The organism is Weissella kandleri, assembly GCF_045504165.1.
Lineage (GTDB): Bacteria > Bacillota > Bacilli > Lactobacillales > Lactobacillaceae > Weissella > Weissella kandleri_A.
Map to the genome: position 1 here is coordinate 15,326 of NZ_JBJJNY010000010.1, position 13,311 is coordinate 28,636.

Sequence of the window (13,311 nt, forward strand, 5' to 3'; positions counted from 1 at the left end):
TGTAGTTACTTTAATTTAATATCCCAGGCAGGAACCTGGGTGTCACCCCAGCGCTGTTTGAAATATTGTTTGGTATTCTTTGATTGATAGGCTTTTAAAACTTTTTGATAAGCAGCATCGTTTTTGTGCTTTTTGCTGACAGCGATGACATTAATCCATGGCTTGGCATCATGATTTAATGGTTCCACATAGATAGAACGATTTAATGGTAGCTTCGCTTCTTGCGCATAGTTGGTATTAATGACCGCTGCATCAACAGACTTGAGTGCAATAGGAATTTGTTCCGCTGCAATCGTTTTAAATTTCAAGCGTAATTTATTATCTTTAACATCTTTGACGGTAGGTTGCTTTTGGTGATTAAGCTTAATTAGGCCGGCGGTTTGTAGCAGTTTCAAAGCTCGCCCTTCATTGGTTGGATCATTGGGCAAAGCTACCGTGGCACGGGGGGTTAAATCAGTTACGGTCTTCACCTTTTTTGAATAAATGCGCATAGGGGTTAAATAAGTTTTACCCAAAATTTTGAGCTGATTGTGGTGAGCCTGATTCCAATTATTGAAAAAATCAACGTGTTGAAAAGCGTTTAAATCAAGGGAGCCGTCGAGTAAAGCTTGATTGGGTGTATTATAGTCGGTAAAAATTTTAGTTTTAACAGTGATGTTGTCATTGCGTTTAACTTGATGGGCGACTTTTTCCCACACTTCTTGATCCGACGTTCCAACTAATCCGACAGTTATGGTTTTACTAGCGGCTGATGCGGGTAGGGCAATGGTGCTGACGGCAAGCACACCGGTAGCGAATGTGATAAGTGTATTTTTAATGATATTTTTCATAATAAACCTCCTAAGATTGCAACAAAAAACACCCGTTCATACTGACAAAAATCTTTGTCAGATAGAAACGGGTGTCCGTGGTACCATTCTACTTCACATTAATGTTTACACACTAATGCCTCAACAACGAGCGGGCCTAACAAAATGATGCCGACCGATTCGCGTGTCTTGTAACGTAGACCAATCCGTCAACGGCTGATAGACTTGCTACTCACCATTGCCAATCACAGTTCATTTTCGTACAAGGTGTTTACGATAACTCCCACCAACCGTTATCTCTCTGGGCTAAAGCCTTGTATTACTTTACTGATCAACTTGTTTAAAATCTATAGGCTCATCATAAAGGCTAATCTTAAAACTGTCAAATGTTTTTTAAGCAATCCGATCGCGTTTAAGCGTTTGGTTAATGATTAATAGAATTAAAACTGGTAATAGTAACGCCCAGCCGTGAAGTGTTTGGCCAATCCAACTAGCAATGACCGCTCCGATAATAAAGCTCAAAATAACGAGACTCAAATTTTTCAAATGTTCAAGCTCACTAGGTTGATGGTTCATCAAATAACTAGCGATGGTTGAGCCGAGGCGTTTTAAATTCCCAGTAAACATCGTCGTGGCATAAGTCATCCCATTCAATTTAGTGAATGTGTCAGTTTGAATGGCCATGCAAATTGCTAAGAGGGAGAGAGTGAGGGGAGTTGGGACATGAAGGAGCTCCAAACAGACGGTTACAAAGATACCCAACGCTTCTGTTAATACTGCGAATTCTTCCCATTGCCAGGTGTTCACATAACGAATCCGTTTGATGAGTTGATTTAACATGGCGCCGCCGAGAAAGGCTAAAGCAGGCCATAGAAAGATTAAGGCGTGGCTCCAATGCCCATGCGCTAAATTCAAGCCTAATTGAAGCATATTTCCACTTTGAAATGAAGCAAAGCGGCCATCATGAAAAGTAAAGGTATACGAATCAATAAATCCTGAATTTAAAGCCAAGAGCGCCCCGATGGTTAACGACTCTTTCATCTTAATGTTATTTTTTGGCATATCAACCAGCTCCTTTAAAAAGTGTAGATGCGTTTCACGTGAAACACAAAAACTATTTTTAATTATAACAGAAGGGGCAAGTTGCTTGGGCTTATTCAAAATTGGGAAGTGATTATAAGAAATAACGCTTTTATGATAAAATCTATATGTTACTTAAAGTTTTGAGACATAAATTGGGAGAAATAACTATGACGGCAAATTTTCCGGATGATAGTTTAATTTTACACACAGATGCATATCAGCTTAGTATGATGCAAACGTATTTTAAAAAAGGAATTCATGAACGTCAGGCCGTTTTTGAATTATATTTTCGGAAAATACCGTTTGAGAACGGATACGCGATTTTTGCAGGACTTGAACATATTCTAGAATTAATCGATGGCTTACATTTTTCAGCTAGTGATTTGGCCTATATGCGAGCAGAGCCGATGTTTGATGATGATTTTGTAGATTATCTTGAAAATTGGCATTTTTCAGCGACTATTCGATCTCCCCGAGAAGGCGAAGTAGTTTTTAATAATGAACCTATTTTGCAAGTTGAAGGTTCAATTTTTGATGCGCAGTTGATTGAAACGCCATTGTTAAATATTATTAATTATCAAACATTGATTGCGACGAAAGCATCAAGGATTCGTTCAGTCGTTGGTGATCAAGGGCTCTTAGAATTTGGAACGCGGCGGGCACAAGAAATGGATGCGGCGCTATGGGGAACCCGGGCAGCCTTTATTGGCGGATTTAATGCAACTTCCAATGTCCGCGCTGGAAAGCGCTTTGGGATTCCAATTAGTGGAACGCATGCGCATGCGTTAGTACAAATTTATCGGAATGATTATGATGCTTTTATGGCCTATGCACAAACGCATCAAGATTGTGTTTTTCTGGTAGATACGTATGATACTTTGCGCTCTGGTGTACCAAGTGCAATTCGGGTAGCACAAGAAATGGGCGACCAAATTAATTTCTTAGGCGTGCGGATTGATTCAGGTGATATGGCGTATTTGTCAAAAGAAGTACGGAAAATGCTAGATGCTGCTGGCTTTCATGATGCCAAAATTTATGCTTCAAATGATTTAGATGAAGAAACAATTAGTTCTTTGAAAATGCAAGGTGCTAAGATTGATGTCTGGGGAGTAGGTACGAAATTAATTACCGCCTTTGATCAACCAGCCTTAGGGGCAGTGTATAAAGTCGTTTCGGTGGAAAATAAAGCCGGGCAAATGGTAGATACAATTAAAATTTCTAGTAGTGCAGTTAAAATTTCAACGCCTGGTAAAAAGCAAGTTTGGCGGATTACGCGACACAGTAATCAAAAATCAGAGGGTGATTACGTTGCTTTGTGGGATGAAAATCCGCAGATGCAAACTGACTTACACATGTTTGACCCAGAACATACTTATTTAAGTAAGCATATTAAAAACTTTGATGCACGGCCATTGTTAGAAGATGTTGTCGTAGATGGAAAAGTGATTTATGTAAGCCCTGATGTACAAACGATTCAGGCTTATTCTGAAAGTCGTTTAGACCATTTGTGGTCAGAATATCGACGTGGTTTGAATCCTCAAGAATATCCCGTCGATTTGTCGCAAAAAGCCTGGGATAATAAAATGAATTTGATTCAGCAAGTTCAAAGTTATGTCGATGAATTGGATCGACAGCATTAAGAATGGGAGGTCACTGGCATGCGTGAATTACAAGCAGAGATTATTAAAATATTAGGAGTGAAAAGTGACATTGACCCAATGGAGGAATTTCGACGGTCAGTTGATCTTTTAAAAAATTATTTAAAAACAACCTCACTGAAAACTTATGTCTTGGGTATTTCAGGCGGTCAGGACTCAACCTTAGCAGGGAAGATGGCTGCCGTAGCGATGGCTGAGTTAAGACGCGAAACGGATGATGCATCTTATCAATATGTCGCGGTCCGGTTGCCATATAATGAGCAATCCGATGAAGCTGATGCACTGCAAGCTATTGAGTGGCAAGCAGCTGATCGGACAATCCGGGTTAATATTGAACCAGCGACTGAAGTGACCGTGGCGGCGTTGACGCAAAATGATTTAACGATTAGTGATTTCAATAAAGGAAATATCAAAGCTCGTCAACGCATGATTGCGCAATATGGTGTAGCTGGAGCTTTAAATGGGGCCGTAATTGGAACTGATCATGCCGCTGAAGCGATAACCGGTTTTTATACTAAATTTGGGGATGGTGCAGCTGATATTATGCCTTTGTATCGTCTGGACAAACGGCAAGGACGTGCTATTTTACGAGCACTAGATGCTCCTGAAAATCTATATTTAAAAGTGCCCACGGCTGATCTAGAAGAAGATCGTCCAGCTTTGCCGGATGAAATTGCCTTAGGAGTGACCTATGATCAAATTGATGATTACTTGGAGGGTCAAACGATTGACACTGCTGCGGCGGAAACGGTTGAAAAATGGTATTTACGGACAAAGCATAAGCGCAATGATGCAGTGAACGTTTTTTCCCAGTGGTGGCAGGCGTAACTTAAAAGAGAGAGGAAAACGACATGATACAAGTTTTTAATACAATGACCTTGCAAAAGGAACCACTTAAGCCCATTGCGGCTGGTAAAATTAGTATGTATGTCTGTGGACCAACTGTTTACAATTACATTCATATTGGAAATGCACGTTCGGCAATTGCTTTTGATACGATTCGACGTTATTTAATGTATCGAGGCTTTGAAGTACGATACGTATCCAACTTCACAGATGTTGATGATAAAATGATTAAGGCAGCGGCAGAACAAGGCATTACGGTGCCAGAATTGGCGGATAAATATATAGCCGCTTTTGAAGAAGATACAAAAGCTTTAAATATTTTGCCAGCAACGGTACGACCACGTGCTACGGAAAATATCCCTGAAATTATTGAGTTTGTTCAATCGTTAATTGATAAAGGGGCCGCTTATGAAGTGGAAGGTGATGTTTACTTCCGTGCCCATTTGGACCAAAATTACGGAATGTTAGCACATCAAGATTTAGCGGAAATGGAAAATAATGCTGCTGGACGTTTGGACCCATTAGAAAATGCACGCAAGGAAGATCCAATGGATTTTGCGGTGTGGAAAGCAGCCCCTGAGGATGGCACGATTGCATGGGATTCACCTTGGGGAAATGGTCGGCCGGGCTGGCATATTGAGTGCTCAGTCATGGCGATTAAATATTTAGGCAATCACTTTGACATTCATGGTGGGGGTATCGATTTAGCTTTCCCACATCATACAAATGAAATTGCACAAGCAGAAGCACGGACGGGAGAAAAGTTTGTCAACGAGTGGTTACATAATGGGTTTGTGACGGTCGGGGATGATCAGACTAAGATGTCTAAGTCGTTGGGGAATTTCACCACCGTCCATGACTTGTTAAAGGAACTTGATGATCCGATGGTCTTACGTCTCTTTATGGCCACCACGCAATATCGACGCCCAATTGCTTATACGATGGATAATTTGAAGTTAGCTGAACGGAATTTAACTAAAATTAAAACTGCTTATCGTAATCTTGATTTTCGGCGGACCAATGCCCAAACAAATCAAAAGCTTGATGTTGATATGCAAGAGCAAGTCCAACAAATTTTGCAAGCGTTTGAGACAGCAATGGATGATGATTTTAATGTTCAAAATGGCTTAGCTGAGGTCTTTAATTTGGCAGAGTTAGCTAATATATACGCCACACAATCAGAAATTAGTGCGTCAACAGCAACGTTGATCTTGGATAAATTAACCGAACTAATGAGTATTTTTGGAGTAGACACTTTGGCAGAGGATGAAACGGCGGTAACATCTGGAATCGATCAACTAATCCAAGAACGTGAAAATGCGCGGAGTAATAAAGATTATCAACGAGCTGATGAGATTCGAGATATGTTAAAGCAACAGGGAATTGTTTTAGAAGATACCAATCAAGGGGTACGTTGGCATCGCGAGTAAGCGGTTAGTAATCGAAGTCGTGTTTCATGTGGAACAAGAAAGATGTTGGATATAATTTAGTGGACAGCAAAGGTGGAAAAAATTAAAAATGGATGAACATATTAATTATCGCCAGTTAAATGGTTTGGATTTGGCTTATTTAGGGGACGCAGTTTATGAAACTTTTATTCGGCAGCACCTTTTAGCCCAAGGAATTACGAAGCCAGGACGTTTGCAACGCCAAGCTAAAGCGTATGTTTCAGCCAAAGCACATGCTGCATTGTTTGAACTGATGCAAGCCGATCATTTTCTAATAGATGAAGAATATGAGTATTTCAAACGTGGTCGAAATGCCAATTCACATACGAAGGCGAAAAACACCGATGTAGTTACCTATCGAATTTCCACTGGCTTTGAGGCGCTAATTGGCTATTTACATGCTAGTAATCAATTTACGCGATTAGATGAAATGATGGAATGGATCTTTAAACAAGTAGAAAGTGGTCGAACAAGACATTATGGGAATGAGAAATAATCAAAATAAATTCAAGCAGTCAAAAAATAAGAAGGCTAAAGGTGATCGACAAGCTAAACGCGAATCAGAGCAAGATGAAATGACAGACTTTGTCTATGGGCACCATGCTGCAGTGGAAGCTTTAAAGGGAACAACTGAAATTAATAAAGTTTGGTTGCAAGCGGGTGTTGGTGATCAATTGAAGCAAGAAATTGTGGCATTGGCTAAAAAAAGAGGCCTGGTCATTCAAGATGCACCGAAGTCGAAATTAGATGAGTTAGTTGATGGTCAAAATCATCAAGGGGTGGTGCTGTCGATTTCTGCCTACCACTATGCCACGCTGGATGACCTTTTTGCACAAGCAGCTAAAAAAGATGAGCCACCGCTATTTTTGATTCTAGATTCAATTGAAGATCCGCATAATTTAGGTTCAATTTTACGGACAGCTGATGCGGCAGGGGTGCACGGTATTATTATTCCAAAACGTCGGGCGGTTCAATTAACGGCAACGGTGGCTAAAACTTCAACTGGTGCAATTGAACATGTTCCAGTGGCGCGCGTGACCAATTTGGTACAAACGGTGGAACAATTAAAGGAACGTGGCGTTTGGATTTTTGGAACCGATATGAATGGAACCGATTATCGGCGCTGGGATGCAACCGGACCAACAGCATTGATCATTGGTAATGAGGGTAAAGGTATTGCGCCTCTCTTGAAAAAATCTGTTGATGAGATGTTAACAATCCCGATGGTAGGACATGTGCAATCTTTGAATGCTTCTGTAGCGGCCGGTCTTTTAATTTATGGTGCCTTTAATTCGCGGCATCCGTTTGGTAATTAATCGCAGTGCATGACGATGGTTAGAACCGTAAAATGTTTAAAAGAATGAAGCACATGAAGGTTGCGTTTTTTAACGAGTTATCCCCCCATTTCTACTTAGCTTAGGCATAATAATAAGCCTAGGAGGTATGGGGATGAAAAAAACGGGAATTACACAATCACAACTAGTGCGCCTGCAACACGGTGAGAATGAAGTATTGTTGGAATTAACGAAATTATATCGGCCTTTAATTTGGGGATGTTTTCGGGGGCATCCATTTGATATCACTGCGGAAGATTGGCAACAAGAGACCATGATATTATTGCTGCAAACGGGGCGTAATTTAGCAGCTGATGAATATCGAGCGTTTACTTCATATTTTCAAAAAGCCTGTTGGCGACGAATGCAACGCTTGAAGAGCCCTAAAAATAACTGTATGGAACAGACAGTATATCTGGGAGATTTAAGTATTGAGGCGATTTTGCCAAAACAAGGGGCGACCTTGCGCCATTTAGAGCTTTACGTAGTTAATCAAATTACGTTAGATCAAACAATAAAACCATTACGCGCGACATACGATTTAATGCGGCTGGGTTATTTGCAAACTGAAATAGCACAAATTTTACGTTGCTCAACATCTAAAATTCGGTTAGATCTAGGAAAAGTACGAAAACAACTTGAACACGGTTAGAAACAGATGCTATAATCAGGAATAAATAAATGATAGTGGAGATAGACCATGGCTGTGAAAAAAGTAGCTTTAGCTTGTAGTGTTTGTGGTTCACGGAATTATATGGTAGCAAAGAAACCAGAGCGCGTTGAACGGCTTGAAGTTAAAAAATTCTGCCCATTCTGTGGTCACCACACCTTACATAAAGAAACAATGTAAGGATATCAATGAGATTTGGAGATAGATGATGAAATTTTTAAAATCCGTAGCAATGGAAATGCATCGTGTCACTTGGCCTACATTTAGTGAAAATACACGAAACACTGGAATCGTTTTAGGAACCTCCATCTTTTTTGCGTTATTCTTTGGTGGAGTTGATTGGCTGTTGCAACAAGGAATTATGTTCTTGTCCAAGTAACCAAAACAGCATATAATAATAGTTATTAATAATTCATTAGGGGCCCTTAGATATAAGGGTTTTTAATTTACAAAAATGGATAAAAATATTTGGAGGATCACATGGTTGAGTCAATTGAAGCCGAATGGTATGTGCTACAAACATACTCTGGTTATGAAAATAAGGTTAAGTCAAGTTTAGAATCACGAATTGAGACGATGAACATGGTGGATTACATTTATCGTGTGATTGTGCCAGAACAAGAAGTAGTTGATCGTGATAAAGACGGTATGCCAGTGCATGATGCTGATGGTGCGTTGAAGACACACATGGAAAACGAATATCCTGGTTATGTCTTGGTCAAGATGATTATGACGGATGAAGCATGGTATGTTGTGCGAAACACACCAAACGTCACAGGATTCTTGGGATCACGTGGAGGAGGAGCTAAGCCAGTTTCACTAACACCTGAAGAAGCCGATGTTTTCTTGAGCCGATATGATTCAGACGGTAATCCAATTGTTGAAGAAGAGACCACTGACCGGACACAACTTACTTTGAATGCTAAGGTTGGGGATTACGTGAAGATTACTTCTGGACCCATGGCTGATCAAGAAGGACCAATTACCGAATTGGATAACGACAAGGCTGAAGTAACAGTTTTGGTCACCTTCTTTGGTCGGGAAACGCCAACGCAAGTTTCATTTGCGGATGTTGAGCCAATTGAGTATTAAAGAAATTGATTGACAACGTTCTTTTTGACGTTGCCATTTACAACGATGTTTGGTATCATTAATTATTGTATGCGTGGTGACACGGATATGTGGGAGGCGGAAATCGAAACTCGCCATTTAATACCACAAGCACGAAGGAGGATACAATCGTGGCTAAGAAAGTTTCAAGTATTGTAAAGTTGCAGATTCCTGCCGGTAAGGCAACACCTGCTCCTCCAGTTGGTCCTGCATTGGGACAAGCTGGGGTTAACATCATGGGATTCGCCAAGGAGTTTAATGCTCGTACAGCGGATCAAGGGGGTCTTTTGATTCCGGTTGTAATTACAGTTTATGAAGATCGTTCATTTACCTTTATTACAAAGACTCCACCGGCAGCGGTTCTTTTGAAGAAGGCTGCTGGTGTTGAGAAGGGTTCAGGAGAACCTAACACAAAGAAGGTAGCAACGGTTACTGCGGCGCAAGTCAAAGAAATCGCTGAGACTAAGATGCAAGATCTAAACGCAGCTGACGTAGATGCAGCTGTTCGCATGATCGAAGGTACTGCCCGTTCAATGGGATTTGTTGTTGAAGGTTAATTTATTTAACTGAGGTAATGAAACTTGAGAACCGTGTAAGTACGGATCGCATAGGAAACTAAGCATGATCAAGCGGGAGGTCTTGAACGACCGTTTGACCGCATTTGCAAGGAGGAATAGCTACCATGGCTAAGAAGTATGGAAAGAAATATTTAGCGGCTGCTGAAAAAGTTGATGCTGAAAAGTTGTATAGCTTGGACGAAGCGGCTGCATTGGTAAAGGACATTGACTTTGCCAAGTTTGATTCAACTGTTGAAATCGCTTTTAAGTTGAACGTGGATACACGTCAAGCTGACCAACAATTGCGTGGAGCCGTTGTTTTGCCTAATGGAACTGGAAAAGACCAAACTGTTGTGGTCTTTGCTCAAGGAGACAAGGCAAAGGAAGCTGAAGCAGCTGGAGCCGATGTTGTCGGTGGTGCTGAATTAGTACAACGGATTTCTGACGGATGGTTGGACTTTGATGTTGCAATCGCAACTCCTGATATGATGGCACAAGTTGGACGCGTTGGACGTGTACTTGGACCTAAGGGATTGATGCCAAACCCTAAGACTGGTACAGTTACATTTGATGTGGCTAAGGCTGTTGAAGAGTCTAAAGCTGGTAAGGTTACTTACCGGACGGACCGCGACGGAAATGTTGCAGTTCCTGTTGGTAAGGTTTCATTTGATGCAGATAAGTTGGCTGGCAACATCAAGTCAATTTCTGACGTTGTCTTGAAGGCACGTCCTTCAGCTGTTAAGGGAACTTACGTGCAACACGTTTCAATTGCATCAACGTTTGGTCCTGCTATTAACTTGGATGTTACTTCATTGTAATTAAAAAGTTATTATCGTTCATTGACTTTCATCAGGATTATCTGGTATATTGTCTAATGAATTAAATCGATTCTACCTAAGACGCCGGTGGCTATTTGCCTTAATACCCTGCCGAGGAAGTGAAAATGAGCGAAAGCAAATTTGAGCCCCCGGCACTCTAAGTGTTGGGGGTTCTTAGTTAGAATCAAATCTAAATAGGAGGATACAAACCCATGAGTGAAGCAACTATTGCAGTTAAAGCACAACAAGTTGAAGAAGTCGCTAACAAGTTTAAAGAAGCAACTTCTTCTGTTGTGGTTGACGTCCGTGGATTGACTGTTGATCAATCAAACAGTTTGCGTAAGTCATTGCGTGAAGAAGGCGTTGAGTTGAAAGTTATCAAGAACAAGGTTTTGACGCGTGCCGCTGAAGCAGCTGATTTATCTGACTTGAATGACCTTTTTGCTGGACCTTCTGCAGTTGCATTTTCAAATGAAGATGCTATTGCACCAGCCCGGATTTTGAAGAAGTATGCTGACGAAATCGATGCCCTAGAAATCAAGGGTGGTGTGATTGACGGCTCAATTGCTAGTGTCGAAGATATTAACAAATATGCCGCTTTGCCAGACCGCGATGGATTGCTATCAATGTTGTTGTCAACATTGCAAGCACCTATCCGCAACGTCGCTTATGCAGTTAAGGCCGTTTCTGACGCCAAGGCTGAAGAAGCTTAAGCATAAAATCAATTGGTTTTACAATCAGTTACAACAAACTATTAATTCTGCCATTGTGGCAAAAATAAAAGGAGATTATTATCATGGCTTTTGATAAGGATTCAATCATCGCTTCATTGAAGGAAGCAACGATCATGGACTTGGCTGACTTGGTATCAGCTATTGAAGAAGAATTTGGTGTTTCAGCTGCTGCCCCTGTTGCAGCTGCTGGTGCTGCTGGTGGTGAAGCTGCTGCCAAGACTGAATTCGATGTTGAATTGACTTCAGCAGGTAACGCTAAGGTTCAAGTAATCAAGGCTGTTCGTGAAGTTACTGGATTGGGATTGAAGGATGCTAAGGGTCTTGTCGACAATGCACCTTCAGTTATCAAGGAAGGAATTTCAGAAGACGAAGCTAACGACTTGAAGGCTAAGTTGGAAGAAACTGGAGCCGAAGTTACTGTTAAGTAATTTTTGCTTTAATAAAATAGGAGCTTTAACTTCTCTTTTTGAGGAGTTAAGGCTCCTTTTTTTTGTAAATCACAATTTTTGTCGTGACGCTTAAATTCATTAGGTGTGAATTGATGAATATATCCAGATAAATATAAATAGTTTTGTAAAGATTATTACGAAAAAATACGAACTATATTAATGATAATAGATAAAATAGTTACTTGTTTAATTGATTTAAAGTATAAATCAATTAAACATCATTGAGAATTAAAAAAAATCCGGACATTAATTTAAAGTAAATATTTTATATTACAGTTTAGTGTTTGCGTAAAGAACAGTTTTTTCAGATAATAGATAAGTTGAGTATTTATCATAAGGAGATGGTGTAGCATGGAGCACTTAAATCATACCAACCATAATTTATCGACTGGGCAGTTAGCGATTGAACTAGTCCCTGTAATCATGATTACAGCTGGTCTTACTAGTATCATGGCTGCCAAGGCTTATCAAATTATTCGTCGTGCGAATAGCGAAGGCCGTATCATGGAGAAAGTGCAGTCGATTAATGATTAAACAAATATTTATATATTTAAAAACGGACGTGATGTTTACCGCTAGTATGATACTAGCCTTAATAACTTCGCTTTGCGTTCGACCCGATTTTAGTGCAATTAATTGGCATACCATTTTTAGTTTAATGACAATGATGATTTGGGTAGGCTTGCTTGAAAATGCTGGTATTTTTCATGCAATTGCGGTTTGGTTGGTCAATCGCAGTCACCATGCTCGCACCTTGATGACGAGCGTGACCGTTTTATCCTTTTTTGGGGCTATGTTTTTATCGAATGATATTGCGATTTTAACGATTATGCCAATCTATTTACGACTTGCCAAGGAATTGTCACCACGTTTAAAAATCGTGGGATCGACTTTAGTGATTATGGCTGCTAATTCAGGGGCTATTTTGTTCCCATTTGGTAAATCACAAAATTTGTATATGTTTGGTTATTATCATATCAGTGTTCAAGAATTCTTTAAATGGTCGTTGGAGCTTACCTTAGCTAGTCTAATATTAATGTTTATTATTACCCGTTTTGTACGAGCCACGCCTTTAAAAATTGATTTAACTCCAAAAGTGGAAGTTAGTAATCAACGCTTAAGCTTTCTGGTTATTACCGGGTTAATCTTGGTGGCGACAATCTTTGGTTGGACTCCTTTTAATTTGGCCATTGGGACGGTGCTGATTGCATTCTTCCTGTATAACCACAAGATGTTTAGAATGGTTGATTGGGGCCTGCTAGCAACCTTCTTGTTCTTTTTCATTGCTACGAACAATTTATCCCATATAACGATGGTGCAAAATGTAGTGGGTATGCTGTTTGATACGAAGGCCCATGTTTTCTTAGGAACTTTTGCGCTGAGTCAGTTTATTTCGAACTTACCAACAACCATTTTGATTTCAACGTTTACGACGCATGCTAAGGCGCTGTTCTTGGCTTCTAATATTGGGGGATATGGAACCGTCGTTGCGTCGATGGCCAATTTGATTGGTTACCGGCTCTTTAAACAAATGGAACCAAGTTATTCTGGAACATTTATGAAGCTATTTATGGTAGTTAACTTTGCCTTTGCCGGAATCTTACTGTTGATTTTTGGGATTGGTATGATTTAAAAATAAATAATTAATGCCAGTTGAGATTGCTCAGCTGGTTTTTTTATAGCTTCGGGGGATTAATGCGAATGTTTGAAAGCGATTGCACGTGAAAAAAGGGTAAATTGATGAATTACTTAAATTTTGGCTGTTTATTTCCAAATAATGTACATAAATTTGCTG

General features: G+C 40.2%; 17 protein-coding genes and 2 other annotated features. Of the genes, 15 read left to right on the forward strand and 2 right to left on the reverse strand.

Features of this window, described 5'->3' with window-relative positions; translation table 11 throughout:
• Positions 1–5: 5 nt before the first annotated feature.
• Both ACJQWY_RS05505 and ACJQWY_RS05510 read right to left on the reverse strand, forming a co-directional pair.
• Positions 6–830, reverse strand: a complete 825-nt coding sequence (locus ACJQWY_RS05505; RefSeq protein WP_407076734.1) for a MetQ/NlpA family ABC transporter substrate-binding protein — start codon at positions 828–830, stop codon at positions 6–8.
• A gap of 60 nt (positions 831–890) precedes the next feature.
• Positions 891–1,153 (reverse strand) — a binding site (T-box leader).
• A gap of 49 nt (positions 1,154–1,202) precedes the next feature.
• Positions 1,203–1,871, reverse strand: coding sequence for a YoaK family protein (locus ACJQWY_RS05510; protein WP_407076735.1), 669 nt, complete (start codon positions 1,869–1,871; stop codon positions 1,203–1,205).
• 188 nt (positions 1,872–2,059) lie between these two features.
• Here ACJQWY_RS05510 and ACJQWY_RS05515 point away from each other — a divergent pair, with 188 nt between their 5' ends.
• The 15 genes from ACJQWY_RS05515 (at position 2,060) to ACJQWY_RS05585 (ending at position 13,149) form a co-directional block, all read left to right on the forward strand.
• Positions 2,060–3,532, forward strand: coding sequence for a nicotinate phosphoribosyltransferase (locus ACJQWY_RS05515; RefSeq protein WP_407076736.1), 1,473 nt, complete (start codon positions 2,060–2,062; stop codon positions 3,530–3,532).
• A gap of 18 nt (positions 3,533–3,550) precedes the next feature.
• Positions 3,551–4,378, forward strand: a complete 828-nt coding sequence (nadE, locus tag ACJQWY_RS05520; RefSeq protein ID WP_407076737.1) for an ammonia-dependent NAD(+) synthetase — start codon at positions 3,551–3,553, stop codon at positions 4,376–4,378.
• A 23-nt stretch (positions 4,379–4,401) separates the two neighbouring features.
• The gene (gene cysS, locus ACJQWY_RS05525; protein ID WP_407076738.1) at positions 4,402–5,826 is read left to right on the forward strand and encodes a cysteine--tRNA ligase; all 1,425 of its coding nucleotides are present in this window, start codon (positions 4,402–4,404) and stop codon (positions 5,824–5,826) included.
• Between the two features lie 88 nt (positions 5,827–5,914).
• A complete protein-coding gene (locus tag ACJQWY_RS05530) occupies positions 5,915–6,340 on the forward strand; it encodes a Mini-ribonuclease 3 (protein ID WP_407076739.1) in 426 nt (141 codons plus the stop codon).
• 79 nt (positions 6,341–6,419) lie between these two features.
• Positions 6,420–7,160 (forward strand): 23S rRNA (guanosine(2251)-2'-O)-methyltransferase RlmB, encoded by a 741-nt coding sequence (rlmB, locus tag ACJQWY_RS05535; protein ID WP_407076763.1) that lies wholly within the window; start codon positions 6,420–6,422, stop codon positions 7,158–7,160.
• Positions 7,161–7,293: 133 nt separating this feature from the next.
• A complete protein-coding gene (locus ACJQWY_RS05540) occupies positions 7,294–7,830 on the forward strand; it encodes a sigma-70 RNA polymerase sigma factor region 4 domain-containing protein (protein ID WP_407076740.1) in 537 nt (178 codons plus the stop codon).
• A 48-nt stretch (positions 7,831–7,878) separates the two neighbouring features.
• A complete protein-coding gene (gene rpmG / locus ACJQWY_RS05545; protein WP_057753981.1) occupies positions 7,879–8,028 on the forward strand; it encodes a 50S ribosomal protein L33 in 150 nt (49 codons plus the stop codon).
• 28 nt (positions 8,029–8,056) lie between these two features.
• Entirely contained in the window at positions 8,057–8,227 is a 171-nt protein-coding gene (secE, locus tag ACJQWY_RS05550) for a preprotein translocase subunit SecE (protein WP_407076741.1), read from the forward strand.
• Positions 8,228–8,328: 101 nt separating this feature from the next.
• Positions 8,329–8,940, forward strand: coding sequence for a transcription termination/antitermination protein NusG (nusG, locus tag ACJQWY_RS05555; protein WP_407076742.1), 612 nt, complete (start codon positions 8,329–8,331; stop codon positions 8,938–8,940).
• A 149-nt stretch (positions 8,941–9,089) separates the two neighbouring features.
• Complete coding sequence (rplK, locus tag ACJQWY_RS05560) at positions 9,090–9,515, forward strand: 50S ribosomal protein L11 (protein WP_057753991.1); 426 nt, start codon at positions 9,090–9,092, stop codon at positions 9,513–9,515.
• Between the two features lie 125 nt (positions 9,516–9,640).
• Positions 9,641–10,333, forward strand: a complete 693-nt coding sequence (gene rplA / locus ACJQWY_RS05565) for a 50S ribosomal protein L1 (RefSeq protein WP_407076743.1) — start codon at positions 9,641–9,643, stop codon at positions 10,331–10,333.
• Between the two features lie 57 nt (positions 10,334–10,390).
• Positions 10,391–10,519, forward strand: a sequence feature (ribosomal protein L10 leader region).
• Between the two features lie 26 nt (positions 10,520–10,545).
• The gene (rplJ, locus tag ACJQWY_RS05570; RefSeq protein WP_407076744.1) at positions 10,546–11,046 is read left to right on the forward strand and encodes a 50S ribosomal protein L10; all 501 of its coding nucleotides are present in this window, start codon (positions 10,546–10,548) and stop codon (positions 11,044–11,046) included.
• An 83-nt stretch (positions 11,047–11,129) separates the two neighbouring features.
• Entirely contained in the window at positions 11,130–11,495 is a 366-nt protein-coding gene (rplL, locus tag ACJQWY_RS05575) for a 50S ribosomal protein L7/L12 (protein ID WP_407076745.1), read from the forward strand.
• A 372-nt stretch (positions 11,496–11,867) separates the two neighbouring features.
• Positions 11,868–12,050 (forward strand): hypothetical protein, encoded by a 183-nt coding sequence (locus ACJQWY_RS05580; RefSeq protein ID WP_407076746.1) that lies wholly within the window; start codon positions 11,868–11,870, stop codon positions 12,048–12,050.
• Positions 12,043–13,149: an SLC13 family permease gene (locus tag ACJQWY_RS05585; RefSeq protein WP_407076747.1), complete on the forward strand. Its 1,107-nt coding sequence runs from the start codon at positions 12,043–12,045 to the stop codon at positions 13,147–13,149. The genes ACJQWY_RS05580 and ACJQWY_RS05585 overlap by 8 nt, the downstream gene beginning before the upstream one ends.
• The last annotated feature ends 162 nt before the right edge of the window (positions 13,150–13,311 follow it).